General features: G+C 73.8%; 18 protein-coding genes and 1 pseudogene. 8 read left to right on the top strand and 11 right to left on the bottom strand.

Features of this window, described 5'->3' with window-relative positions:
• Nucleotides 1-36 precede the first annotated feature (36 nt).
• The 7 genes from araD to ACFZBD_RS01105 all read right to left on the bottom strand — a co-directional run bounded on the left by araD (nt 37) and on the right by ACFZBD_RS01105 (nt 9,502).
• Nucleotides 37-1,758, bottom strand: coding sequence for an L-arabinonate dehydratase (araD, locus tag ACFZBD_RS01135; protein WP_391133293.1), 1,722 nt, complete (start codon nt 1,756-1,758; stop codon nt 37-39).
• On the bottom strand, nt 1,755-2,663 hold the full coding sequence (locus ACFZBD_RS01130; protein ID WP_391133290.1) for a dihydrodipicolinate synthase family protein: 909 nt from the start codon (nt 2,661-2,663) through the stop codon (nt 1,755-1,757). Before ACFZBD_RS01130 ends, araD begins: the two co-directional genes overlap by 4 nt.
• Nucleotides 2,660-3,301: an FCD domain-containing protein gene (locus ACFZBD_RS01125; protein ID WP_391133288.1), complete on the bottom strand. Its 642-nt coding sequence runs from the start codon at nt 3,299-3,301 to the stop codon at nt 2,660-2,662. Before ACFZBD_RS01125 ends, ACFZBD_RS01130 begins: the two co-directional genes overlap by 4 nt.
• A gap of 200 nt (nt 3,302-3,501) precedes the next feature.
• Nucleotides 3,502-4,674 (bottom strand): aminotransferase class I/II-fold pyridoxal phosphate-dependent enzyme, encoded by a 1,173-nt coding sequence (locus tag ACFZBD_RS01120; protein ID WP_391133285.1) that lies wholly within the window; start codon nt 4,672-4,674, stop codon nt 3,502-3,504.
• Between the two features lie 226 nt (nt 4,675-4,900).
• A complete protein-coding gene (locus ACFZBD_RS01115; RefSeq protein WP_391133282.1) occupies nt 4,901-5,896 on the bottom strand; it encodes a universal stress protein in 996 nt (331 codons plus the stop codon).
• A 95-nt stretch (nt 5,897-5,991) separates the two neighbouring features.
• Entirely contained in the window at nt 5,992-8,163 is a 2,172-nt protein-coding gene (locus ACFZBD_RS01110) for a PI-PLC domain-containing protein (protein WP_391133279.1), read from the bottom strand.
• A gap of 241 nt (nt 8,164-8,404) precedes the next feature.
• Complete coding sequence (locus ACFZBD_RS01105) at nt 8,405-9,502, bottom strand: chemotaxis protein (protein ID WP_391133276.1); 1,098 nt, start codon at nt 9,500-9,502, stop codon at nt 8,405-8,407.
• A 206-nt stretch (nt 9,503-9,708) separates the two neighbouring features.
• Between ACFZBD_RS01105 and ACFZBD_RS01100 the strand changes: the two are divergent.
• Nucleotides 9,709-10,633, top strand: a pseudogene (locus ACFZBD_RS01100) (carbohydrate kinase family protein).
• Nucleotides 10,634-10,876: 243 nt separating this feature from the next.
• Nucleotides 10,877-11,470, top strand: a complete 594-nt coding sequence (locus tag ACFZBD_RS01095) for a histidine phosphatase family protein (protein ID WP_391133273.1) — start codon at nt 10,877-10,879, stop codon at nt 11,468-11,470.
• Nucleotides 11,471-11,507: 37 nt separating this feature from the next.
• Here ACFZBD_RS01095 and ACFZBD_RS01090 read toward each other — a convergent pair whose 3' ends face one another.
• Together ACFZBD_RS01090 and ACFZBD_RS01085 are read right to left on the bottom strand one after the other, a co-directional pair.
• Nucleotides 11,508-12,923, bottom strand: a complete 1,416-nt coding sequence (locus tag ACFZBD_RS01090; RefSeq protein ID WP_391133270.1) for a serine hydrolase — start codon at nt 12,921-12,923, stop codon at nt 11,508-11,510.
• 254 nt (nt 12,924-13,177) lie between these two features.
• Nucleotides 13,178-14,065 carry a transporter substrate-binding domain-containing protein gene (locus tag ACFZBD_RS01085; protein WP_391133267.1) on the bottom strand — a complete coding sequence of 296 codons (888 nt, stop codon included), beginning with the start codon at nt 14,063-14,065 and terminating at the stop codon, nt 13,178-13,180.
• Nucleotides 14,066-14,222: 157 nt separating this feature from the next.
• Here ACFZBD_RS01085 and corA point away from each other — a divergent pair, with 157 nt between their 5' ends.
• The 5 genes from corA to ACFZBD_RS01060 all read left to right on the top strand — a co-directional run bounded on the left by corA (nt 14,223) and on the right by ACFZBD_RS01060 (nt 20,832).
• Entirely contained in the window at nt 14,223-15,311 is a 1,089-nt protein-coding gene (corA, locus tag ACFZBD_RS01080; protein ID WP_391133264.1) for a magnesium/cobalt transporter CorA, read from the top strand.
• Nucleotides 15,312-15,492: 181 nt separating this feature from the next.
• Entirely contained in the window at nt 15,493-18,006 is a 2,514-nt protein-coding gene (locus ACFZBD_RS01075; protein ID WP_391133261.1) for a SpoIIE family protein phosphatase, read from the top strand.
• A gap of 144 nt (nt 18,007-18,150) precedes the next feature.
• A complete protein-coding gene (locus ACFZBD_RS01070) occupies nt 18,151-19,263 on the top strand; it encodes a 3-hydroxyisobutyryl-CoA hydrolase (RefSeq protein ID WP_391133258.1) in 1,113 nt (370 codons plus the stop codon).
• 105 nt (nt 19,264-19,368) lie between these two features.
• Complete coding sequence (locus ACFZBD_RS01065) at nt 19,369-19,899, top strand: flavin reductase (RefSeq protein WP_391133255.1); 531 nt, start codon at nt 19,369-19,371, stop codon at nt 19,897-19,899.
• 87 nt (nt 19,900-19,986) lie between these two features.
• Nucleotides 19,987-20,832 (top strand): SDR family NAD(P)-dependent oxidoreductase, encoded by an 846-nt coding sequence (locus ACFZBD_RS01060; protein WP_391133252.1) that lies wholly within the window; start codon nt 19,987-19,989, stop codon nt 20,830-20,832.
• Here ACFZBD_RS01060 and ACFZBD_RS01055 read toward each other — a convergent pair.
• Together ACFZBD_RS01055 and ACFZBD_RS01050 are read right to left on the bottom strand one after the other, a co-directional pair.
• Entirely contained in the window at nt 20,819-22,354 is a 1,536-nt protein-coding gene (locus tag ACFZBD_RS01055) for a SulP family inorganic anion transporter (RefSeq protein ID WP_391133249.1), read from the bottom strand. The two genes, ACFZBD_RS01060 and ACFZBD_RS01055, sit on opposite strands and share 14 nt — an antisense overlap.
• A 535-nt stretch (nt 22,355-22,889) precedes the next feature.
• The gene (locus ACFZBD_RS01050; protein WP_391133245.1) at nt 22,890-23,594 is read right to left on the bottom strand and encodes a 1,4-alpha-glucan branching protein; all 705 of its coding nucleotides are present in this window, start codon (nt 23,592-23,594) and stop codon (nt 22,890-22,892) included.
• Between the two features lie 385 nt (nt 23,595-23,979).
• On the opposite strand from ACFZBD_RS01050, the gene ACFZBD_RS01045 reads away from it, so the two are divergent.
• Entirely contained in the window at nt 23,980-24,870 is an 891-nt protein-coding gene (locus ACFZBD_RS01045) for an SDR family oxidoreductase (protein ID WP_391133242.1), read from the top strand.
• The last annotated feature ends 96 nt before the right edge of the window (nt 24,871-24,966 follow it).

The following is a 24,966-nucleotide window of genomic DNA, read 5'->3' as shown; positions in this document are numbered from 1 at the left end:
GAGGCGCGTCGCGGGACGGTGTGACAGGGGTGCGGGTCAGCCCGCGTAGGGGTCCGGGGTCGCGCCCGGCCGTGCCAGGAACGCGAAGTCGCAGCCGGTGTCGGCCTGGGTGATCTGCTCGGCGTACAGCGCTCCGTAGCCGCGTTCGTAGCGGACCGGCGGCGGCGTCCACTCCGCCCGCCGGCGCGCCAGCTCCTCCTCCGGTACCTCCAGCCGCAGGGAGCGGCCCGGCACGTCGAGGGTGATCGTGTCGCCGGTACGGACGAGGGCCAGCGGCCCGCCGACGTACGACTCGGGGGCCACGTGCAGCACACAGGCGCCGTAGCTCGTGCCGCTCATCCGGGCGTCGGAGATCCGGACCATGTCCCGCACCCCCTGCTCCAGGAGGTGGCGGGGGATCGGCAGCATGCCGTACTCCGGCATGCCCGGGCCCCCCTTGGGCCCCGCGCCCCGCAGGACCAGCACGTGGTCCGCGGTGATGCCGAGCGCGGGATCGTCGATGGTCCGCTGCAGGGTGCGGTAGTCGTCGAAGACGACCGCGGGACCGGTGTGCTTCCACAGACGCGGCTCGGCGGCGATGTGCTTGATGACGGCACCGTCCGGGCAGAGGTTGCCCCGGAGCACCGCGACCCCGCCCTCGTCGGCGAGCGGACGGTCCCGCGGGCGGATGACCCGGTCGTCGTGGACCGGCGCACCGCCGAGCTGCTCGCGCAGGGTGGCGTGGGAGACCGTGGGCCGGTCGAGGTGGAGCAGGTCGGTGAGGCGGGAGAGGAAGCCGGGCATCCCGCCGGCGAAGTGGAAGTCCTCCATCAGATACCGCCCGCCGGGGCGGAGATCGGCCAGCACCGGCACCGTGCGGGCGATGCGGTCGAAGTCGTCCAGGGTCAGCCGTACCCCCGAGCGGCCGGCCATGGCGATCAGATGGATCACCGCGTTCGTCGAGCCGCCGAGCGCCAGGACGGCCGCCACCGCGTCCTCGTACGCCTCCCGGGTGAGGATTCGCGACAGCCGCAGGTCCTGCCGTACGAGCTCGACGATCCGCATCCCGGAGGCCGCTGCCATCCGGTCGTGGCCGGAGTCGACCGCCGGGATGGACGAGGCCCCGGGCACCGTCACGCCGAGCGTCTCGGCCGCCGCCGTGAGGGTGGAGGCCGTCCCCATCGTCATGCAGTGACCGGGGGAGCGGGCCAGACCGTTCTCCAGCTCGGCCATCTCGCAGTCGCCGATCAGGCCCGCCCGCTTGTCGTCCCAGTACTTCCACATGTCCGTGCCGGAGCCGAGGGTCTCGCCCCGCCAGTGCCCCGGCAGCATCGGCCCGGCGGGCACGAAGACCGCCGGCAGGTCCACCGACGCGGCGCCCATCAGCAGCGCGGGCGTCGACTTGTCGCAGCCGCCGAGCAGCACGGCGCCGTCGACGGGATAGGACCGCAGCAGCTCCTCGGTCTCCATCGCCAGCAGATTGCGGTACAGCATCGGCGTCGGTTTCTGGAACGTCTCCGAGAGCGTGGAGACCGGGAACTCCAGCGGGAAGCCGCCGGCCTGCCAGACCCCCCGCTTCACCGCCTGCGCGCGGTCGCGCAGATGGACGTGGCAGGGATTGATGTCGGACCAGGTGTTGAGGATCGCGACGACCGGCTTGCCCAGGTGCTCCTCGGGGAGGTAACCGAGCTGGCGGGTGCGGGCCCGGTGGCTGAACGAGCGCAGCCCGTCCGTGCCGTACCACTGGTGGCTGCGCAGCTCCTCGGGGCGGCGGCTCATACCGGCCACCCGGCGGCTATCGCGGCGACCTCGGCCCGCGCGGACGGGGGCAGTTCCCGGCTCGGCGGCCGGATGTCGCGGCGGCACAGGCCCAGCGAGGCGAGCGCCTCCTTGACGACGGTGACGTTGTCGGCGCTGCCGTCGGCCGCCCGCAGCTCCTCGAAGCGGCGGATCCGCTCCCACACCTTCATCGCGGCCGGATAGTCGCCGGCCCGCAGCGCGTGCAGCAGCTCGAGGGAGACGGCGGGGGAGACGTTGACCAGACCGGAGGTGAAGCCGGTCGCGCCGCACGCGAAGTAGGCGGGGGCATAGGGCTCGGCGAGGCCCGCCACCCAGACGAAACGGTCGAGACCCGCGTCCCGCGCGAAACCGGCGAAGTGCGTGGAGTCCGCGACGGCGTACTTCACCCCGATGACGTTGGGGCACGCCTCGCCGAGCTCCGCGAGCCGGGCGCCGCTCAGCAGCGGACTGCGGATGTACGGGACGACGCCGAGCTCCGGCACGGCCTCGGCGATGGCCCGGTGGTAGTCGACCCAGCCCGCCTCGGAGACGTACGGATGGACCGGCTGGTGCACCATCAGCATCCGCGCGCCGGTGTCCCTCGCGTGCCGGGCCGCCTCGACCGCCGTCGGCACGTCATGGCCGACCCCGACCAGGACCACGCCGCGGTCGCCCGCCTCCTCGACTGTCAACTCCGTGACCCGGCGGCGCTCTTCGGGGGTCAGGGCGTAGAACTCGCCGGTGTTGCCGTTGGGGGTGAGGGTGCGCACGCCGGCGTCGAGGAGCCGGCGCAGCAGCGCGCGGTGGGCCTCGGTGTCGAGTCCGCCCTCGGCGGTGAAGGGGGTGACGGGGATGGCCACGACATCGGCGAGGGCGTCCCTCAGGGGCTCGAACGTCATGGTCACTGGGTCTCCTGGGGGAAGGCGCGCTCGACGAAGGAGGCGATGTGGGCGTGGACCGCCCGGCCCGCGCCGGCGACGTCGCCGGCGGCGGCCAGCCGCAGGATCTCCTGGTGCTCGGCCGCCTCGCGCTCCCAGGAGGGTTCGGCGGCCCAGGCGACGGTGGACACGAGGGCGGCCTGGTCGCGGACCTCGTCGAGCATCCGGCCGAGCAGCGGATTGCCGCAGGGGAGGTAGAGCGCGCGGTGGAAGTCCCGGTTGGCCAGGGAGCGTTCGGCCGGGTCCTGGGCGGTGGCCGCCCTGCGCAGCGCGTCCGCGGCCGCGTCGAGCGGTGCGCTCGCGGCGACGGTGCGGCGCACCGCCTCGGGCTCCAGGAGCAGCCGGACGTCGTAGACCTCGCGGGCCATGTCGGCGTCGACCATCCGGACGGTCACGCCCTTGTACTGGCTCATCACGACGAGTCCGCTGCCGGCGAGCGTCTTCAGGGCCTCGCGCACGGGGGTCTTCGACACCCCGAAACGTGCGGCGAGTTCGGTCTCCACCAGGGCCTGGCCGGGGCTCAGGCCGCCGGTGAGGATGTCGTGTTTGATCGCCTCCAGGACGAACTGGGTGCGGGACGGGATGGGGCTGGGGGCGAAGGCCATGACGCACTCTCAGATCTCATGTATCGCGTCTCATATATGACGTACGAAGTGCAATGCGTTGAAGCTAGGGGGCCGGTGAGGGTACGTCAATGCTTCGCGCAGGATCTTTAGAAAGCGCTTGCTGTGCGGGTGCCGCCCACCCCCCCGGGTGGAGGGGAGGGGGAGGGAGGGAGTGCTGGAGGGCCGGCCGGGCAGCCGGCTCAGCCGGCGAGACGCGCGGCCGCGATCCGCTGGACCGCCTCGGTGAGCTGTTCCGTGCTGGCGCAAACCGTCAGGCGGACGAATCCCTCTCCGCCCGGCCCGAACGCCGTACCGGGGATGGTGGACACGCCCGCGCGGTGGAGCAGTTCCTCGGAGAACCACTCGCTCGACGCGCCCCCGGGTGTGCGGACCAGGGCGTACACCGCCGCGCGGGGGCGCAGCACCTCCAGGCCGGCCGCCTCGAGACCGTCGCAGAGCAGGTTCATCCGCGCGCGGTAGACGTCTCGCAGCCGGTCCGGATAGCCCGTGGTGTCGGTGAGCGCGGTGACCGCGGCGTGCTGGACGGTGCCGAGCCTGCCGGCCTCGGCGTGCTTCTTCACCGCCCGCAGGGCCCCGACGGCGTGCGGGTTGCCGGCCACGAATCCCACCCTGCGGCCCGGCATCCGGTAGGCCGGGGACAGCGAGTGGAACTCGATCCCGCACTCCATGGCCCCGGGGGAGCCCAGGAACGACGGCGGGGGCGCGGTGTCGTAGTAGATCTCGCTGTACGCCGCGTCGGAGGCCACCAGGATGTCGTGACGGAGCGCGAAGCGGGCCAGCTCGTCGAAGAACGCCCGGGGCGCCACCGCTCCCGTGGGGTTGTTGGGATAGCAGATCCAGAACAGCTTGGCCCGGCGCGCCGTGTCCGCGGGGATGGCGTCCAAATCCGGCAGGAAGCCGTGCCCTTCCCGCAACGGCACCCGCACCACCTCCGCCCCGCAGAACCTCGCCCAGGTGGCGTACACGGGATAGGCGGGATCCGGAACGAGGACCACGTCGTCCCAGTCCAGATAAGCGAGCGCCAGATGGGCCATGGCCTCCCGGCTGCCGAGGGTCACCTGCACCTCGCTGTCCGGGTCGGCGGCGACACCGAAGCGCCGGGACAGGAAACCGCTCGCCGCCTCCCGCAGCAGACGCGCGCCCCGGCACGGCGGCTGGCGGTGCCGCGCCGGGTCCCGGGCCGCCCTGCGCATCGCCTCGACGATGTGGGGAGGGGTCGGCAGATCGCAGTCGCCGACACCGAGGGGGACCGGCGGATGTCCGGTCCGCTCGGCCAGCTCCCTCTCGCGGTCGACGAACGAGAACAGATAGTCGTCCGTGGACGCCGGACGACGGGCGGGCTCGGGCGGCACGTCCACACTCCTCAAGATCGGGAACGCCGAGGACGAACGTATCGACTTCCCCGTGGTGGAACGGCGACTCCGTGCACCCGGTGACGAGTTCTCGCCATTGCCTCCCGCATCCGGCCCGCGGCCCACTAAGGTGCTGCGCAAAATGGCCTCCGGCCCAGCCGCATCACCAGCCCCCACACGCGGCCGGCCGGACGCCGAGCCCCCCGGGCGCCAGGCCCTCCCGTCCTCAGGGCGCGGGAGCCGGCGGGACCACCGCCACCGGACAGTGCGCGTGATGCAGCACCGCATGCGCCACCGACCCCATCAGCAGCGACTCCACCCGGTGACCGCGATGCCGCCCCACCACCACCAGACCCGCGCTCCGCGACCCCTCGACGAGCCGCCCCGCGGCGTCCGCCGGCACGACCGAAGGCACCACCTGCACCTCCGGATACCGCCCGGTGAACGGCGACAACCGCTCCCGCTGCCGCTCGACCGTCTCCCGCACCAACTCCGGTGTGTCGTCCACCGGAAGCGGCGGCGGCACCTGCAAGGCCGGGGCCGGCGGCCCGATCAGCATCACCGGAGACGGCGGCAGGCGGTACGCCGTCACCACCTCCAGCCCCACACCCCGCTGCCGGGCCGCCTCGAAGGCGAAACCGATCACCTCGTCCGAGGTCTCCTCCGGGTGCACACCCACCAGGATCCGCCCCGCCTCCGCGCCGCTCTCCAACGACAGCGCACGCGCCTCGTGCGGCACCACCACCACCGGACAGGCCGACGCCGACGCCAACGCCCGGCTGGTCGACCCGAGCAGCAGAGTCGCGAAGCCACCCCGCCCCCGCGAACCGACCACCAACAGACGCGCGCCACGCGCCTCGGCCAGCAGCGCGTCCGTCACCGAACCGTCGAGCGACACGTACCGCACGGGCACACCCCCGCCCCCCGGCTCCCCCACCTGCTTCCCACCCGCCGCCCGGCCGCCGCCGGCCCACTCCTCGTCCTCGACCACACCGCCCCGCTCCTCGATCCACGCGTGGACGCCGTCGGTGACCGCGTCGCGGATCTCGGGAGACTCGCCCAGCGACGCGATCCGGGCGGCACCGAGCTGCAACGCGTCCGAGCGCACATGGGCGACCACGAGCGGCGCGCCGAACCCCCGGGCCGCGCTCAGCGCCCACTCGAGGGCCCGCAGACTGTGCTCGGAACCGTCGAAGCCGACGATGACAGACTTCTCACTCATACCGGGATCATTTCCCGCGCGTCGGATGCGGCGCCGGACCGCCACGCCGAGGTCCGCCCACGGACCCCCGGGTCAGGAGCCGCCTGGACGTGGGATCAGGAGCCCTCGATCCGCTCGGCGTTCAGCGCGTCCACCGCGGCCCGCGCCTCGCCGATCGTCACGTAGTCGACGGCCACGAAGGTGACGGGTCTGCCGCGCGCGCGTTCGCACGCGTGCGCCCGGTCCAGGACGCTGTCGCGCGCGTTCACCCGCGCCGCGTCAAGGCGGCTGCCCCCGTCGATCGTGACGAAGTGGTTCAGCAGGAAGAGCCGCTTGTCCGTGCCCCCGCGGTGCGGCACGCAGGACATCTCCGCCGGGTCGCGGAAGGCGTACGGCGTCTCCATGGCGTAGTCGTAGAAGTTGCGGTACCAGGGCGCCGGGCCGTCGCCGCGCTCGGCGAACACGACGAGTCTGCGCCCGGAGTCGATCATGTCGCCGAGCGTCGGCCAGCGCCGGTCCGGGTCCCGGTCGGGCGTGTGGAGCAGATCCTCGAGACCCGCCTCGCGGAAGGCCGCCTCGGTGTCCGCGCCGCCGACGGAGTCCTGCACGACGAGGGTGACGACCTCGGTCGGATGCGCGCGCAGCCAGTCCCCGATCCGCCGCAGGGCGGGCACCAGCTCCACCGCCCCCGCCCGGCAGACGGAGTGGCACAGCCACAGGCCCGGCCGCGGCGGATTGAACCGCGTGACGGCGTCGACGATCCGCTGCCGGGTCTCCGGCGGGAAGTCCGACTCGGCCAGCCGGGCCGTCACCTCCTCGGGCCGCTCCCAGCGGTACGTGTCGAGCTGCAGCGCCCGTACGCCCGCGTTGAGCTGGCCGGTGACGTCAGGGTCCTGGAGCGGGCCGATGAACCGGTCCGCGGTCGTCGACATGGCGTTGTGCGAGGTGAGCTGGGCGACCTCGTCGTACCGCAGGTCGCACAGCCGCGCGTCCCCCTGGCAGACCCGTGACCCGCCCCCGGCGAAGGCGAGCGGGACCAGCGCCACACCGCTGAGCGCCACCGCCGTCACCCCGGCCGCCGACCAGACCGACGCCCGGCGCGCCACCTCCAGCACCGGGCGGCGCTGGACCGCCAGCCCCAGGGCCAGGACCGTGGCTCCGGCGGCCAGCGCGACCAGCGCGGCCGTCACCGCTCCGGAGAGGACCCGGTCGAGCGCGGTGCTCTGGATGTCGTCGACGAGCCGGGAGAGCGAATCCGGCCAGGACGGCGGGGGAGTGACGACCCGTCCGCCGGCGGCCAGGCTCAGGACGGCCACCGCGAGCGCGGTCAGGATGCCGCCCGCCGCAAGCGTCCACCCCAGGTGGCGCAGGCGCCGCGCCAGGGAGTCGGGTCCGGTGAACCAGAGCGCGGCGAGCGCCGCGGCGCCCAGCAGCGCCGCCAGCGGCTCCATCACCCCGAGGGTGAGGTGGGTGGCGCCGCGGATCCGGTGCACGGTGTCGAGGGAACCGTCCCCGCGTTCGAGGTCGGCCGTGATGTTCCAGCTTCCGTTGTCGGCGGCCGTACGCACCCGCTCGACGGCCTCGCGCGTCCGGTCGGAGAAGACCGCGGGCCCTACGGACGCCAGGGCCGTCGCCACGTCACCGTCGCGCAGGGCGAGCTCGACCTCGGGACGCAGGGCCTCGCGCCGCCCCTCGGGGACGAACCGGAGCAGGGCGTCGGAGGCGGTCGCCGCCTGAGCGGAGGTCAGCGACAGCTTCGGCAGCCCGGCCGGCGGCTCCCCGGCCGCCACCTGCGCGAGGGAGGCGTCGAGTTCGCGCAGGAAGGCGGGGAAGTCCGGAGCGGGCCTCTCCTGGAGGGAGGCGACGAGATCGCCGAAGTACGTCTGGGTGAGATGGCCGAGGTTGTCCACGACGGGCCTCAGATCGGCGGAGAGCGTCAGGGCGTCCCGGTCGCCCCGCAGATACTCGATCAGATGCGCGATCTGCTCGTCGGTCAGCGCCCGGAGGGTCTCGGGCGGCAGGACCGTCTTCAGGTTGGACGTCAGCACGGCCTCGTTGACCGGGAGCCGCCCCAGCAGCTCACGGGTGACGGGCGTCAGGTCGGGGTCGACGAGCACCTCGTCGTACAACCGGTCGTACGCCCGCTCCCTGGCCAGGACGTCCCGGTGGAAGCCCGCGTTCAGGACGGTGCCGCGGGCCGTCGCCGTGGCGGCGACGATCACCACGCACAACACCGCGCAGACGCAGGCCACACCGCGAAGGACCGGCATCCACGGAGGCGCACGCATCCCCTCATCCTGAGCCATTCGGGCCGCCGACGCGAGGGGGAGCGGGACCCGGGCGCGTCGGAGCAGGAGGGGGCGCGGCCCGGCGGCGCCCCTCGGCGGGTGCGCCTTCGCAATCGGCGGAGGTGGAGCGGGGCGGCGCGCGGCTCGGAATCGGTGGGCGTGTGACGGGGTGGGGTGCGGCTCGGCGATGCGGGGCCCGGGGGCCGGCGGCCGTCGAGCCGCCGGGCCCCGCCGTGTGGGCTCAGTAGCGCAGGACGCTCGCGATGCGCCCCGCCGCCGAGAGCGTGCCGTCGGGGACGAACCGCACCCGGGCGCCGGAGGCCAGCGCCCGCTCGACGATCTCGTCCACGATGTCCTCCCGGGCGTCCGCCTCGCCCACCGCGGCGGGTTCGAGATGGCCGGCGTGGTCCCGTACCGTCGCCCGGAAGGTGTCCTCCACGGCCAGCAGCCCCACCCGGCTCCCGGACACGCCCCGCCAGACCTCGTCGAGACCGCCCGCGAAGGTCTTCTGGCTGCGCCCCCGGTCCAGTTGGCCCAAAACCGACTCCACCTCGTGCCGCGACTGCTCCTCGACCGCCGGCGCGACCGCGTCGCGTACGGCGGCGGCCGGGCCCGCCGCGAGGCCGCCGTGCGTGACCGTGGCAAGCGCGTGCTTGGCGACGGTGCCGACCTCGGCGAGGAGCGAGAGGGCGGCGACGTCCCCGACCACGTACAGCGGCCGGGGGTCGGCGTCCAGCGCCATCACCGTCGCGGAATCCGCCTCGCGCAGGAACTGACGTGTCCGCTCGTCCTGGTAGGTGCCGGGGACGTCGCCGACGCGCTCCTCGCGCTGCACGTCCGCGTCGCCGGGGCTCCGGGTCGCGGGGAAGGTGTCGTCGGACCGCTCGGTGAGCCGCTCACCCGCACCGCTCCACAGGGACACCCGGTCGGCCGCGACCACCAGGACCCAGTACGGCCGGTCGAGTGTGCGCGCGGCGACGAGGTTGCGGGTCAGGAACGTGTCCGAGAGGACGACCCGCTCCGGCACGGCGCGCGGCAGGGTCCACACATGGTGCTCGCCGGGGGCGGCGAAGAGGACCAGGGCGTCCTCGGCGTGTGCGGGGTCGACCTCGGCGAGGGCCGCGTCCAGCTGCGCCTCCACGTCCAGGCGCCGTTCACGGGTGACGTCCGGGTCCGCGCGCAGGCGCTCCCGGGCCTCGGCGACGAGATTGCGCAGCCGGACCGGATCCTGGGCGGCGTCGGGCTCGCGGCGGTGCGTGGGCATGACGATCGACAGCGCCGGGTACGGTCGCGGCTCGCGCAGCCGGGCCAGGACGGGGGTACTGAGGTGGGGGTGCATCGAGTCCCTTCCGACATGAGGGGGCGGCCGCCTCGGGCTGCCCGCCCCGGGGTGTCCGGTGGGGCGGCGGCACGTCGCCGAAAAGCACCCTATGTCCGATTCTCGCGGAAGGCAGAACTTCCCCGTGCGCGCGGCGAACCCCGGCAGGGCTCGGCCGCCGGGCGCCATACTGGGCGGCGGCGGGAGCAGAGAGGCAGACGCATGTGATGCGACGGAACGCGGCGTACGACGTGCTCGTGGTCGGTGGCGGCGGCGTGGACACCCTCGTCCGTGTCGACTCCCTGCCGGTCCCCCTCGCCGACTCGGTCCACGTCGGACCGATCGAGGAGTGGGCCGGACACACGGGAGGGAACGTGGCCCTCGGTGCCCGGGCGCTCGGCCTGCGCGTGGCGATGCTCGACTGCGTCGGCGACGACTGGATCGGCACGCTGGTGCGGGAGCGACTGACCAAGGGCGGGGTGGAGTTCCATCCGCTGATCTCGCCCGCCGGAACCCGACGGGCCGTGAACCTGGTCGACGCGACGGGTCGCCGGATGTCGTTCTACGACGCGCGCGACCCCGACGACCTGCGGATGCCGAGGGACTTCTACCTCCCCCGGCTGCGCGGCACGCGCCACGTCCACCTCTCCATCATGAACTTCACACGGTTCCTCTACGACGACATCGAGGACCTCGGTGTCCCGGTCTCCACGGACCTCCACGACTGGGACGGACTGGCCGAGCACCACCGGGAGTTCGCGCTGCGCTCCGATCTCGTCTTCCTCAGCGCGGCGGGGGCCGGCGACGGCGTCGACGCGCTGATGCGGGACATCCTCCGCGAGGGCCGGGCCGGGACGGTGATCGCCACGGCCGGCGCCGACGGCTCCCACGTCCTCACCCGGGACGGCGGCTCCACCCCCCCGTCACATCCCGGCGGTGGCACCGTCGGCGCCGGTGGTGGACTCCAACGGCGCGGGCGACGCGTTCGTCGCCGGCTTCCTCTACGGCAGGCTCGCCGGCCGCGACGTCCTGGACTGCGCCCGCCTGGGTGCGGTGGCGGGCGCCCACGCGTGCACCGGCCCGGGCTCCACGGCCCTCATCGACGAGGAGTCCCTGCTCGCGAGCGACCGGACGGGGGACGGCGCTCCGTAAGGGGCGCGAGGACGCCGGGCCTCCCGCGGCTCATCCGGCCGTGGCGCCTGGCGACGGCTGGCAGGAGACCGGTGCCGGCTCCGGCCGGTCGGGGCCTCGGACACGGCCCGGGAAGCCGAGACCCGTCGGCCCGCCCGGACCTGCTCAGGCGCCGGGCGCGTGTCGGAGGCACGCGCCCGGCGTCCGGGCCGCAGGATGTGCGGACCGGCCGTGTCGAGAGGGAACCGAGGAGGCCATGCCGTCATGGGCGATCTACTGCTGGTGCGCCACGGCGAGACCGAGTGGAGCGCCACCGGTCGTCACACCGGGCGCACGGACATCCCCCTCACCCCGAAGGGCGAACACCAGGCCACCACGCTCGCCCCGTACTTCGCCGGCCGCGCCGTCGCCGTCGTCCTGACCAGCACCCTGCGCCGGGCCGCGCACACGGCCGAACTCGCCGGGCTGACCCCGGCCGTCGCCGACCCCGACCTCTGCGAGTGGGACTACGGCGCCTACGAAGGGCTCACCACCCCCGACATCCGGCGGACCCGGCCGGAGTGGTCGCTGTGGACCGACGGCGTACCCGACGGCCCTCCCGACCACCCCGGCGAGAACGCCGCGCAGGTGGGCGCGCGCGCCGACCGCGTCCTGGCCCGGGCGGCCGCGGCGACCCACGCCTCGGGCGGCGACGCCGTGCTGGTCGCCCACGCCCACGTGCTGCGCGTCCTCACCGCCCGCTACCTTGGCCTGCCGCCCGAGGAAGGACGGCTGTTCCTCTTGGAGACCGGCACGGTCAGCCGCCTGTCCACCGAACACTCCCTCCCCGTCGTCGCCGGCTGGAACACCCGCCCCTGAAGCCTTTCCCTGCCCGGGCGGGGCGCCGGGCGTTGGGTCAGCGCTGAGGCGTGGCCCCGCCGCGCAGGTGCTGCCAGGCGAGCGGGCCGTCGACCAGCGGGAGGTGCCGAGGTGCCCGCACCTGTTCGCGCTGTGGCGACGCGGCGGCTCCGGCGGGCGTGGGCGGGGTCGCGAGGGCACCGTCGACGTACGCGTACAGCGCGTCGCCGACGGGGTCGGGCAACGGGCGGCCCTCGGCGTCGAAGCGCTGGTGCTTCATCAGGTTGTAGCCGATGGAGACCTGTCGGCGGCCGTCCTCCGTGGACAGGGCCCAGGTCCCGGCGCCGAAGACGCCGCCGTCGTGGCCCCAGAACCATCCGCCGTTCGGCAGCCGCATCGTGTAGATGCCCAGGCCGTAGCGCAGCAGGGCCTCCTGCCCCGGTTCCGGTTCGTAGCCGGGGACGGTCGTCTTCATCGCGCGCAGCTCGGCCGGGCCGAGCAGCTTGCCGCCGAGCAGCTTGCGGTAGAAGTCGTTCAGATCGCTCGTCGTCGAGACCATGGCGCCTGCGGCGCCGGCCCACGACATGTCGTACACGCTGTAGTCGCGGGCGGGTTCGATGAGGCCGAACATCGACTCGTACATCCTGGAGTGCGGCCCGCGGATGTACGGCGAGCGCGGGAAGTACGTGTGGCGCAGGCCCGCCTTGCGTATGACGTGGCGGGTGATGTACGCCTCGGGCTCCTGGCCCGTGACCCGCTTCAGGAGCAGTCCGGCCAGGATGTAGTTGGTGTTGGCGTACGCGTGCGTCCCCCGCTCCGCGACGGGCTGCGCCGCGAGCCCCAGGCGGGCGAGCTCCTCCGGGGCGACGTGCCGGAAGCGGTTCGCGTCGAGGGTCCTGCCCGGGTCCTCGAGGATGCCGGGGAAGGCCGGCAGGACGTAGTCGGCGATGCCGCTGGTGTGGTTCAGGAGCATCCGTACGGTGACCAGCCGTCCGCGCTCTCCCGGAACGACATCGGGGAGATAGCGGCCGATCGGGGCGTCCAGGTCGACGCGCCCGGCGGCGACCTGCTGGAGGACCGCGACGGCGGTGAAGGTCTTGGTGACGCTGCCGATCCGGTGCTCGTAACCGGGCCGCGTCGGCCGTCCGGTGGCCACGTCGGCGACACCGGTGGCGCCGTCCCACCGCGCGGATCCGTCACGGACCGACGAGTAGGCGCCGTACATCCCGGCCGTGTGGAACGCGTCCAACGACGCGCGCAGCGCCTTCCGGTCCAGCGCGGGACGCTGAGCGGAGGCGGCCGCGCCGAAGGCCGTGAGGCCCGGGGCGGTCGTGCCGACGGAGGCGCGGGCGTCCGCCGACGCGTGCGCGGGCAGCACACCCAGGGAGAGGGCCAGGGCGGCGAGGGGCGCCACGGTGGCCAGACGGGTGCGGGACCGGCGCGTTAAGGGCCGGGCGTGAGGGGTCGAGGTCATGAACGTTCCCCGTTCGGTCGGTGCGGTGTGGTCGATGCGGCGCACGAGCCTGTGCGCGCCGCTCACCATCCTCACGTCGGCGACGGACGCCCGGCCTCCTCCTTCGGCAGGATCTTGTGCGGGGAAACCACATGACATTTGTCAGTGCCGCGGGGCGGGCGCGCGGACGTCAGCTTCCGTGCGGGCAGGGCGTCTTGGGGCGGGGACGCGTGCGTCTGGGCGTCGCACCCCGCACCCCGCACCCCGGCCCTGGGTCAGCCGAGTGGAGGCGCGACCAATGTGTCGGACTGCCCGGCCCGACGGAGGGCGTCGGCCACGAAGCCGTCGCGCCGCAGCTCCTCCACCAGCTCCCGCAGGAACAGGACCGACTCCGGGCGGCGACCGGCGGTCGTGCCCACCGCCTGCCGGATCCGCATGAAACGCCCCTCGATCAGCCGCAGATCAGGACGCGCCGCGACGAACTCCGTCATCGGCTGCCGGATCCCGGCCGCGACTTCCAGGGGGTGTCTTGTCGATCTTGCCGGGGTCGCGGCGCCCGGCACCGTGCCTCGCCGCGTTGTCGTCGGTCGTCGATGCTCCGCATCGACTCCCTCCTCCGCCTTGCGATCCACGGCACCGGACACCGCTCCCTGATCCGGCCTGATCGACAAGACACCCCCTAGACCCTCGGCACGGAACGCGTCCACCCCGTCCTCCCCGCGGACGACGCTCGCGTGCCGCAGTGTACGGCTGAGATGGAGGTCGTAGGCGGACCCGCGCTTCACCCCGACGCGCACCCCGGGACGGTCGACGTCGTCGACCGTGACGAGGGGGGAGTCCTGGGGGACGGCGTACACGCCCTCGATCACGACGTACGGCGCGGTGAAGGCGACCTCGGCCTCCCGCGCCGGATCCACGGCGAGGAAGCAGAGGTCGGCGCGGCCCGACACCATCGCCTCGTACGACCGGCGGGCCGCGTCGAAGCAGAGAAGCTCTACCGGCACCCCCAGCCGGGCCGCGACCTCACGGGCGAGGTCCACCGTGACGCCGCCCGGCGCCTCGGGCGTGCCGTGGGCCAGCACGGGATTGCCCAGATTGATCGAGGCCCGCAGCACCCCGGTGGGCGCCAGGTCCTCGACGACGGTGGCGGACGCGATCTCCATGGGCGGGAGTCTAGGCCGAGGTCGCGAGCCGAGGGGCGGCGCCTCGCGCGCGGCCACGCGATCCGGGCGGCCGTGGTGTCGTGTGGGGGAAGGACGGGCAGGTGGGAGGCTGCCGATCGATGGCACACTGGCCGCCGATCGTTCCGAGGAGTCCACCGTGCCGCTCATCCGCAACCTCCGGCGTACCGTCCGTCGGGCCTACCGGCGGACCGTCGACCTGAGCCACCCCGCGCGCTCGCCGCTGGGCAGCGCCGTGGTCAACTGCGTGCTGTACGAGGACGGCGCGCGCCAGAAGGGTGCCTGCGCCGCCCCCGAGGCGGTGCGCCGCGTCCGCAGCTCGGGTGACGGATTCGTCTGGATCGGCCTGCACGAGCCGTCCGTGGAGGAACTCGCCGGCCTCGCAGAGCTGTTCGGACTGCATCCGCTCGCCGTCGAGGACGCCGTCCACGCCCACCAGCGGCCCAAACTCGAACGGTACGACGACACGCTGTTCGCCGTGTTCAAGACCGTCCGCTACGTCGAGCACGAGGAGCTGACCGCCACCAGCGAGGTCGTGGACACCGGCGAGCTGATGGTCTTCGCGGGCGCCGACTTCGTCATCACCGTCCGGCACGGCCGGCACGGCTCCCTCGGCCCGCTCCGGGAGGCGCTGGAAGCCGACCCCGAACAGCTCGCCAAGGGCCCCGCGGCGGTGCTGTACGCCATAGCCGACCACGTCGTGGACGACTATCTGGCGGTGGCCGACGCCGTGCAGGACGACATCGACGCCGTCGAGACCGCCGTCTTCAGCGAGCAGGCGTCCCGAGGCGACGCCGGCCGCGTCTACCAGCTCAAGCGCGAGCTCCTGGAGCTCAAGCGGGCCGTGACCCCGCTGGACCGCCCGCTGCAGATGCTGGCCGCCCGCCCGCTGCCGCTCGTGGGCCCGGACATCCAGCCGTACTTCCGCGACGTCGCCGACCACCTGTCCCGGATCACCGAGCAGATCACCTCCTTCGACGCGCTCCTCGACTCGATCCTCCAGGCCCACCTCGCGCAGGTGACCGTCGCGCAGAACGAGGACATGCGGAAGATCACGGCGTGGGCGGCCATCATCGCCGTACCCACCATGGTGTGCGGCGTGTACGGCATGAACTTCGATCACATGCCCGAACTGCGCTGGACCTACGGCTACCCCCTCGTCGTCGGGGCGATGGCCGTGGCGTGTTTCCTGCTCCACCGCAGCTTCCGGCGCAACGGCTGGCTCTGAGGGAGGTGGCCGCCGCGGGCCCCGGTCCGGCGGCGGGACGGCCGGGCGCGTTCGGACGCGCGGAGATGGCGGCCCGTCCGAGGCGGTGGAAGAGTCGCAGGGACTGTACGCCCACCGTGGCCACGGGCGGCCCACCCTCCGGTCCCGGCGGACGCCTGTGGCGCGACGAGACGAGGTGTCCATGCCGCCCTCCACGGAACCGCTGTTCGTCATGGACGACCGTGGCCTGGTGCTGCGCTGGAGCGCCGACGCCCGACGCCTGTTCGGGCACACGGCGGAACAGGCCCTCGGGACGGCCGGCGTGGAGGCGCTGGCCGGAGCCGCGCCGCCGCGGAGCTGGCGCGTCGCACCCCTTCCGGAGCGGTCCGGCGGCGCGCCGGAGTGGGGGGTCTGGGTCGCCGACGAAGGCGCGTCCGCGGTCGGGGACGGCGTGTCCGTCGGCGCGGGCGACCCGGTAGGCCGGGGCGACCTTCCCAGCGGGCTGGACGAGGCCGTCCTGGAAGCCGTCTTCACCCAGTCGTCGGTGGGGCTGCACGTCCTCGGCCCTGATCTGCGCATCCTGCGCGTGAACGCCGTGGCCGTCGGCATGCGCGGCATCCCCGAGGAGGAGATCCTGGGCCGCCCCGTCGGCGAGGCGTACGCGCCGTACCACTTCGACGTCCCCGAGGACACCCTCCGTGACGTGCTGGCCACCGGACGCCCGCGTCAGGAGGTGCTCATCCACGGCCACCCGCCCGCCGACCCGGACAGGCTCCACGTGTTCTCGACCTCCGCCTACCGGATCCACGACCGGTCGGGCCTGCCGCTCGGGGTGGTGGCGACCGCGGTCGACGTCACCCGCCGGGAGCGCGCCCAGGCGCGGCTGCGCCTCCTGCACTCCGTCCACGAGCGGATCGGGAACAGCCTGGACGTGCTGCGCACCGCACAGGAGCTGGTCGACGTGATGGTCCCGGGGTTCGCGGACTCGGCGATCGTCGCGCTCGCGGACCCCGTCCTGCGCGGCCAGGAACCGGAACTGCTGCCGGAGGAGGGCCTGCCGCTGCTGCGCTGTGCGGCGACGGCGGGGGAGCACGCCGACTGCGGGCCGCCGGCGGCCGGCGCGGTCCTGCTCCCCGGCCTCTTCGGCTCCCCGCTCCCGGACAGGTCGGTCCTGCTGGCCGACACCGGGACCGGCCCGGGGGCCGACACCGGGACCGGCCCGGAGAACGGCACCGGGGCGGGGACCGATGCCGGGACTGCGTCCGGGACCGGGTCGGACACCGATTCCGGAACCCGGCCCGGCCCGGAGGCCGAAGCCGTCACTCGGTCCGGCCCGGAGGCCGAAGCCGTCACTCGGTCCGGCCCGGAGGCCGAAGCCGTCACTCGGTCCGGCCCGGAGGCCGAAGCCGCGCCCGCCCCCGCCCCCGCGCCCGCCCCCGCCCCCGGCCCGTCCTGGGCCGCAGGGCGGCAGACGCTGGTGGCGCCGCTCACGGTACGCGGCCAGGTCTTCGGCGTCGCCGCCTTCGAACGGCCGGCCCGCGCCGAGGCGTTCGAGCGGGACGACCTGGCGCTCGTCGACCAGATCGCCGCCCACACCGCGACCTGCATGGAGAACGCCCTCCGCTTCACCCGGGAGCACGTCGTCATGACCGCTCTCCAGGGGTGGCCGCTGCGGCAGGAGAAGGCGACGCAGCGCGCCTTCGAGGTCGCCCAGCGGCACCGGCCGGGCGGCACCGGAGCCGGCTCCTGGTTCGACGTCATCCCCCTGCCGGGCGCGCGGGCGGGCCTCGTGGTGGGGCAGGTCGAACAGCCGGGCATGAGCGCCGTCGCGACGATGAGCCAGCTGAGGACCGCCGTCCACAGCCTCAGCACGCTCGACCTCGACCCCCACGAACTCCTCGCGCGGCTGCACGCCACCACGCTCCGTCTCGCCCGCGAACAGGGCAAGCTGCCCGGCGTCGAAGAGCCCACCGCGAGCTGCACCTTCGTGGTCCACGATCCGGTCAGCGGGCGGATCGAGGTCGCCCGGGCGGGCACGTCGCTCTTCGCCGTCGTCCGGCCGAACGGCACGGTCGACCCCGTCCCCCTGCCCAGCGGCCCCCTCCTCGGCGCCGACGGACCGCCCTTCGCCAACGCCGAGTTCACCCTCCCGGAGGGCAGCACGCTCTGTCTGGCCTCCGCCGACGCCGCGGCCGGGTCCGGCCCTTCCCTGGAGCTGTTGGTCCAGGCGCTCTCGCACCCGGACCGCGGCCCCGAGCGGATGGCCGACGAGGTCGAGAAGCTGCTCGCCCCCGACGCGGTCCTGCTCGTCGCCCGCACACGGCACCTGCCGGATGGGGAACTGGCGCGCTGGGACGTCCCGGCCGACGCCTCCGCGATCGGCCGCACCCGCCGGGACGTCGGGCGGCGCGTGCGCGAATGGGGGACGGACGTCGACCCGTACGCCGTGGAACTCGTGGTCAGCGAGCTGCTCACCAATGCCCTCCGTTACGGCGCCGAGCCCATCACCCTGCGTCTCATCAAGGGCGAGCACACGCTCACCTGCGAAGTCAGCGACGGCGCCCTCACCGCCCCGCACCTGCGCCACGCCAAGGCGAACGACGAGGGCGGACGCGGCCTGCACATCTCCGCCAGCCTGACCGACGGCTGGGGCGTCCGGTTCTCGGGGCGCGACAAGACGGTCTGGGCGGAGATCTCCGACGACGCCACCCTCTGACGGGGCTGCTGCTCAAGGGCGCGAGCGGAGTCGACCCCTGTGACGGACGGGCCCCAGCGGCTACGGTGGTCGGAAGATCGTTCCGGACGGAAGAGACGGGAACATGCGAGCCTTCGACGCCCACCGCCCGGTGGAGCCCCCGCGATGACGGCGACCGACGAGCCGCAGGTGCTGCTCCGCACCGAAGGCCGCGCCGCTTTCGTCACGCTGAACCGGCCGCGCGCCCTCAACGCCCTCACCCATCCCATGGTGCTCCGCATCGACGAGGCCCTGACCGCCTGGGAGGACGACCCGGCCGTCGAGACCGTCGTCATCGAAGGCGCGGGGGAGCGGGGGTTGTGCGCCGGCGGGGACATCCGGGCCATCCACGACGACGCCCGCCGGGGCGGCTCCGCGTCGGTCGGGTTCTGGCGCGACGAATACCGCCTCAACGCCCACATCGCAAGGTTCCGCAAGCCGTACGTGGCGTTCATGGACGGCATCGTGATGGGCGGCGGAGTCGGCGTCTCGGCGCACGGCTCCGTCCGCGTCGTCACCGAACGCTCCCGCGTGGCGATGCCGGAGACGGGCATCGGCTTCGTGCCCGACGTCGGCGGTACGTATCTCCTGAGCCGGGCGCCGGGCGAACTGGGCACCCACCTCGCGCTGACCGGCGCCCCGGTGGGCGCCGCGGACGCGCTGCTGACCGGTCTCGCGGACCATGTCGTACACTCCCGTGACCTGCCCCGACTCGCGGCCGAGCTCACCCGTACCCCCGTCTCCGAAGCGTTGGCGCCGTACACGGCAGCGGCGCGGGCACCGGAAGCGGCCGGCGCGGCCGAAGCCGGCGGACGGCTGGCGGCCCAGCGCCCCTGGATCGACGCCTGCTACGCCGCCGACACGGTGGAGGAGATCATCGACCGGCTCGTCGACAGCGGCGTGCCCGAGGCGAAGGAGACGGCGGCCACGCTGCTGGCCAAGTCGCCGACCGCGCTCAAGGTGACCCTCGCCGCCCTCCGCCGCGCGCGCCGCCTCGACTCCCTGGAAGCCGTGCTGGACATGGAGTTCAGGCTCTCCTGCGCGGCCCTCTCCTCGCCCGACCTCGTGGAGGGCATCCGGGCCCAGGTGATCGACAAGGACCGCGCGCCCCGATGGTCGCCGCCCGCGCTCTCCGCGGTCACCGACGAGGACGTGGCCCGCTCCTTCACCCCGCCGAGCGCCGGCGATCTCGGCCTGGCCGGCGCCCACGGCACCGAGGCGGGCCCAGGACGCCCTTGATCCGGCGGCCGGGCCGGTGCCCCGTGTACCTTCCGCCGTCCCGGGCAGGCGCCTGTCATGGAACCCCCAGGCGACCCCGAGCGACCGGACGTACCCCATGCGGGCATGTCCGACACGGACGCGGTCCAAGCGGACGCGGCGGATCTGGACCCCTTCACGGCGGTGCTCGACTATCCGATGTACGTGGTGACGGCGGCGGCCGCGGACGACGGGGAGCGCTCCGGCTGCCTCGTCGGATTCGCCTCGCAGTGCTCGATCGGCCCGGCACGCTTCATGGTCTGGCTGTCGCGGGAGAACCGTACGTACCGCGTCGCGTGCCGGGCCACCCATCTCGCGGTCCACGTCCTGCGCCGCGACCAGGAGGAGACGGCGCGCCTCTTCGGCGAAGAGACCGGGGACAGCGTCGACAAGTTCGCGCGCGTCCCCTGGGAGGCCGGGCCGGGCGGGGCGCCCGTGCTCTCCGAGGCGCCCGCCTGGTTCACCGGCCGGGTGGATGACCACTTCGCGGGCGGTGACCACGTCGGCTTCCTGCTCGCACCGGTCACGACGGGCCCCTCCGCCCCTCCCGGCCACTCGCGGCCGGCCCTCCTCCGTCTCGGCGACGTCACGCACTTCTCTCCGGGCCACCCCGCCTGACCGCGCGCGGCCCGTCGCCTGGTGGTGCCGACACCAGGATCACCACCCGCTCCCCAGCCGCGTGCCCCACCGGACAGGATCGGCGCCATGAACCGACGTACCGTCCTCATCACCGGAACCACCCAGGGCCTCGGCCGCGGGATCGCCCTCGACCTCGCCTCCCGTGGCCACACCGTCCTGCTGCACGGCCGCGACTCCACCCGTCTCGCCGCCGTCGCCGACGCGGTCCGGACCGCCCACCCGGACGCCACCGTCCGCACCTACCGCGCCGACCTCGCGGACCTGACCCAGGTCCGCGAGCTGGCCGACCGGGTCCGCGCCGGCGAGACCCGCCTCGACGCCCTCGTCCACAACGCCGTCGCGGGAGGCGGAGCCGACCCCCTGCGCCGGGAATGGAGCGCCCAGGGGTACGAGCTGCGGTTCGCCGTCAACCACCTCGCGCCGTACGCGCTGACCCGCGCCCTCCTCCCCCTCCTCACGGTCTCCGCCCCCGCCCGGGTGGTCAACATCGCCTCCCTCGGGCAGGAGCGCATCGACTTCGACGACGTCATGCTCGACGAGGGCTACGAAGGGCTCCGCGCCTACTGCCGCAGCAAGCTCGCGATGATCATGGCGACCTTCGAGCTGGCGACGGAGCTTAAGGGCACCGGCGTCACGGTGAACGCGCTCCACCCCGCGCACCTCATGGACACCGCCGGGGTGCGCGCGTACGGCCTCATGCCGCTGACCGGCGTCGAGGAAGGCGTACGCCCGACCGTGCGGCTGGTTCTCGACCCCGAACTCGCCGACACCACCGGACGCTACTTCGACCGGTTCACGGACGCCCGCGCCCACGAACAGGCGTACGATCCGGAGGCCCGCGAACGGCTGATGACCCTCACCCGCGCCCTCGTGGACGGCCCCTCGGCGTCCCGACCGGTCAGGGACTCGTGAGTTCGCCGCTGAGGCGGCCGTGGAGCACGGCGCTGCGGCCGTCGAGCCCGGTGATCTCGACGGTCTTGCCGCGGCGGCCGTAGGCGGTCTCGATAGCGTCGAGCGTCGCCACGGAGGAGGCGTCCCAGATCTGCGCGGCGCTCAAGTCGATGACGACCCTGTCGGGATCGTTCGCGTAGTCGAACTGCCCGACGAGGTCGTTGGAGGACGCGAAGAACAACTGTCCCGTGACCCGGTAGACCACCGTGGTGCCGTCGGCGTCCACGACCGAGGTGACCTCGGCGAAGTGGGCGACCCGACGGGCGAAGACGACCATCGCCGTCACGGAACCGACGACGACGCCGATGGCGAGGTTGTGCGTGCCGATGACGACCGCGACGGTCACGAACATGACGAGGAGCTCGCCCGCCGGCATCCGCCGGAGGGTCCGGGGCGCGATCGAGTGCCAGTCGAAGGTGGCGACCGACACCATGATCATGACGGCGACCAGGGCCGCCATCGGGATCTCGGAGACGACGGGGCCGAAGACGATGCACAGCACCAGCAGGAACACACCGGCCAGGAAGGTGGAGAGCCGGGTGCGGGCGCCGGAGACCTTCACGTTGATCATGGTCTGGCCGATCATGGCGCAGCCGCCCATGCCGCCGAAGAAGCCGGTGACGATGTTGGCGATGCCCTGGCCGACGGACTCACGGGTCTTGCTGGAGCGGGTGTCGGTGATCTCGTCGACCAGCTTGGCCGTCATCAACGACTCCATCAGACCGACGAGGGCCATGGCGAAGGCGTAGGGCGCGATCGTGGTCAGGGTGTCCAGGGTGAACGGCACATCGGGCAGACCGGGCACCGGCAGCGACGACGGCAGGGCGCCCCGGTCGCCGACGGTCGGCACCGCGATCCCGGCCGCGACGGTGATCGAGGTCAGGATGACGATGGAGACCAGCGGCGCCGGGACCACGGTGGTGATCCTCGGGAAGAACACCATCATCGCCAGCCCGCCCGCGACCAGCGGATAGACCGCCCAAGGGACGTCCCGCATCTCGGGGATCTGGGTGATGAACACCAGGATCGACAGGGAGTTGACGAACCCGACCATCACCGAGCGGGGAATGAACCGCATCAGCTTCGCCACACCCAGCGCCCCGAGGGCGATCTGGAAGATCCCGGCGAGTATCACGGCGGCGACGAGGTGGCCGAGGCCGTGCTCGCGGTTCAACGGGGCGATGACCAGCGCCACCGCTCCCGTGGCGGCGGAGATCATGGCCCGGCGGCCGCCGACGACGGAGATGACCACGGCCATTGTGAAGGAGGCGAAGAGGCCGATCGCGGGGTCGACACCGGCGATGATCGAGAAGGAGATCGCCTCCGGGATCAGCGCCAGCCCGACCACCAGGCCGGCCAGCACCTCGGTGCGCCACACCTTCGGATCGTTCAGCCACGGCGGGCGCAGGACGCGCGGTCGGCCGGCGGGGGGCGCGGGGGAGGGGGGCGGGGACGACGGAGCGGGCGGTGCGGCGGAGGACAACGGAGCGCAGGACCTGTCGGGCTCGGGTGCGTTCCGCTCCGGCGGGCGGGCGGTACGCAGGGGGAGGACGCGGGGGCCGGGCCGGACACCGCGAACGGCCCGCCGGGGCGGGCCGGACGTCACACCGGACGTCGCACGGGGACGGGGCGGAGGCGGTGCGGGAGCCTGAGGGGGCTCACGTCACGGCCGGGCCCGCGTCCGGGCGAGGGGTGTCACGGCGGACAGGCGGCGGTGCCGTGCGGCATGGGCTCGCGCACGCTCTCTCCCGCGGGGTTCGGATCACGGCCGGGGACGTCTTCGGGCCCGGCGTTCGACGGAGTTCTCGGGGCGGCGGCGGACCGTGTCGGGCCGCTCTCGCCCCGGCAACTCTACCGCGCCGCCCCGTCACGCCCCGCGCCCGCCGACGGCGGACGCGGTCGTTCGGGCGGGTGTCGCGAGGCGGGCGGGCGGGCGGCGCGGTCGTCCAGGCGGGGTGCCGCGAGGCGGGCGGGAGGCCTGGCGCTCGTCGGCCCCGCGTGGTGAGGCGCCGCCGTCGTCAGTGGCCCGCGCGGGCCACGACGAAGCGGCCGCGGTGCTCCGTGCCGTCCGGCAGGTGCCACCCGGCCGTGACGTCTCCGAGAGGCGACCCGTCCGCGGCGGACGAGTCGGACGGACGCAGGACGCGCGTCACCCGGAGGAGGAGCGGGGCGTCCGGCGCGCTCGGCGACGTGCCCGTGTCCCCGGTGAGCGGCACGAGGACGTCGGTCCCCTGAGGACCGTCCGTCACCGTCGAAGGACCGGCCACGTCCGCCCGCGCGGGCCCCGAGAAGGAGGGGACCACGGAGGGGTCCGGGGTGTCGGTCTCGCTCTGTGCCTGCGGCTCGGCGCGGCCCTGGAGGAGGGCCAGCACCTGGGCGACCGCGACCGGGTCGTGCGCGGCGTCGTACACGTACCGCAGTCCCAGCACGCCGTGCTCCAGCGTGCCGACGAGACCGTGCTCGGCATCCGCGGCGCCGTCGATCGGGGCCGCGCGGTAGGTGAGCGGTACGTGGTACGAGACCGGCTCGCTGCCGGACGTGTCCGTGACGACCATGAACTCCATGCCGACCTCGCCCTCGGGGTCGTCGAGCCGGAAGCCGCCCCCCTTGACGAGCCGCGGCTCGCCCTTCGCGTCGCCGACGTACCACGGCCGGTCGGGAAGCCAGGAGGTCAGCAGCTCCAGCTTGGTGGGCTTCAGGGTGGTGTGGTGGATGACAGCCATGATCCGAACCTACCGGGTGCGCGGCCGATCGCCTCCGCGGGGGTGCGGGCGGTGGGGCGTCCTCAGGCGGAGAACCGGCCACAGCGGCAGGGGAGTTGCCCGAGCGCCCGGAAGCCCACCCGGAGACGCACCGGGCGAGGCAGGCAAGGCAGACGAGGGGGATGGTCGGGCGCTCGGCGTCCCGCCCGTACCGCCGGGCGTGTCCCGGGGGCCCCGGGGTAGGCGGGCCTTCGCGGAGACGGAGCCGGAGACGGAGACGGAACCGGAGCCAGATACGGAGCCGGAGCCGGAGGCGGGAGCGTGCGGCACTCGGAGGATTCGAGCGGGTCGCGCCGGGAAGGGGCCCGTTATCCACTGTTATGTTCCCCCGCGGAGGTGTGTGCCGATGGAGCACCGTGACGACGCAGTACCGAACCCGGCCGACCGATACCCGCGGCCGGACTTCCCCGCCCAGGACCAGGAGCACCCCGGCTGGACCGGGCCGATGGACCCGCCGCCCGACCACGGCGAGACGACCTATCACGGCCACGCCCTGCTGTACGACCGCAAGGCCCTCATCACCGGCGCCGACTCGGGCATCGGCCGTGCCGTGGCCCTCGCCTTCGCGCGCGAGGGCGCCGACGTGGTCTTCACCCATCTCCCGGAGGAGGAGTCCGAGGCGGAGGAGACCAGGCGCCTGGTCCAGGACGCGGGCCGCAAGGCGGTGGCCGTGCCGTGCGACATCCGCGACGAGGAGCAGTGCGCCCGGCTCGTCGCCCGGGCCGTCGAGGAGCTGGGCCGGATCGACATCCTCGTCAACAACGCCGCCTATCAGATGTCCCAGCCCGCCGGCATCCAGGACATCACCACCGAACAGTTCGACCGCGTCATGCGGACGAACCTCTACGGCATGTTCTGGCTGACGAAGATGTCCCTGCCCCATATGCCCAAGGGCGGCGTCGTCATCAACTCCACGTCGGTGCAGGGGTACCAGCCGAGCCCGCACCTCCTGGACTACGCGATGACCAAGGGTGCGATCGTCACCTTCACCCAGGGGCTCGCGCAGATGCTCGCCTCCGACGGCATCCGCGTCAACGCGGTCGCTCCCGGGCCGGTCTGGACGCCGCTCATCCCGGCGACCCTGCCGGACACCGTGGAGTTCGGGAAGCAGTCGCCGCTGGGCCGCCCGGCGCAGCCCGCCGAGATGGCCCCCGCCTACGTCTTCCTCGCCTCCCCGCAGGCGAGTTACATCACCGGCGAGATCGTCAACGCGACCGGCGGCACCCCGCTGCCCTGACCCGCGCTCTGCCAGAGCTGCCTGCCCGCCGTCCCACGCGGTCTTCGCGTAGGGGGGTGTGAGGTGAGGGATCCGGGGAAGGCGCTCCTCGTCCCC

The organism is Streptomyces sp. NPDC008121 (assembly GCF_042957155.1).
Lineage (GTDB): Bacteria > Actinomycetota > Actinomycetes > Streptomycetales > Streptomycetaceae > Streptomyces.
This window is presented reverse-complemented; position numbering and strand designations above follow the sequence as displayed.

Bases quoted from the DNA above. Each gene is read 5' to 3' on its own strand.
- araD (WP_391133293.1), bottom strand. From the start codon at position 1,758: ATGAGCCGCCGCCCCGAGGAGCTGCGCAGCCACCAGTGGTACGGCACG.
- ACFZBD_RS01125 (WP_391133288.1), bottom strand. From the start codon at position 3,301: ATGGCCTTCGCCCCCAGCCCCATCCCGTCCCGCACCCAGTTCGTCCTG.
- ACFZBD_RS01115 (WP_391133282.1), bottom strand. From the start codon at position 5,896: ATGAGTGAGAAGTCTGTCATCGTCGGCTTCGACGGTTCCGAGCACAGT.
- ACFZBD_RS01110 (WP_391133279.1), bottom strand. From the start codon at position 8,163: ATGCGTGCGCCTCCGTGGATGCCGGTCCTTCGCGGTGTGGCCTGCGTC.
- ACFZBD_RS01105 (WP_391133276.1), bottom strand. From the start codon at position 9,502: ATGCACCCCCACCTCAGTACCCCCGTCCTGGCCCGGCTGCGCGAGCCG.
- ACFZBD_RS01095 (WP_391133273.1), top strand. From the start codon at position 10,877: ATGGGCGATCTACTGCTGGTGCGCCACGGCGAGACCGAGTGGAGCGCC.
- ACFZBD_RS01090 (WP_391133270.1), bottom strand. From the start codon at position 12,923: ATGACCTCGACCCCTCACGCCCGGCCCTTAACGCGCCGGTCCCGCACC.
- ACFZBD_RS01085 (WP_391133267.1), bottom strand. From the start codon at position 14,065: ATGGAGATCGCGTCCGCCACCGTCGTCGAGGACCTGGCGCCCACCGGG.
- ACFZBD_RS01075 (WP_391133261.1), top strand. From the start codon at position 15,493: ATGCCGCCCTCCACGGAACCGCTGTTCGTCATGGACGACCGTGGCCTG.
- ACFZBD_RS01070 (WP_391133258.1), top strand. From the start codon at position 18,151: ATGACGGCGACCGACGAGCCGCAGGTGCTGCTCCGCACCGAAGGCCGC.
- ACFZBD_RS01065 (WP_391133255.1), top strand. From the start codon at position 19,369: ATGTCCGACACGGACGCGGTCCAAGCGGACGCGGCGGATCTGGACCCC.
- ACFZBD_RS01060 (WP_391133252.1), top strand. From the start codon at position 19,987: ATGAACCGACGTACCGTCCTCATCACCGGAACCACCCAGGGCCTCGGC.
- ACFZBD_RS01050 (WP_391133245.1), bottom strand. From the start codon at position 23,594: ATGGCTGTCATCCACCACACCACCCTGAAGCCCACCAAGCTGGAGCTG.
- ACFZBD_RS01045 (WP_391133242.1), top strand. From the start codon at position 23,980: ATGGAGCACCGTGACGACGCAGTACCGAACCCGGCCGACCGATACCCG.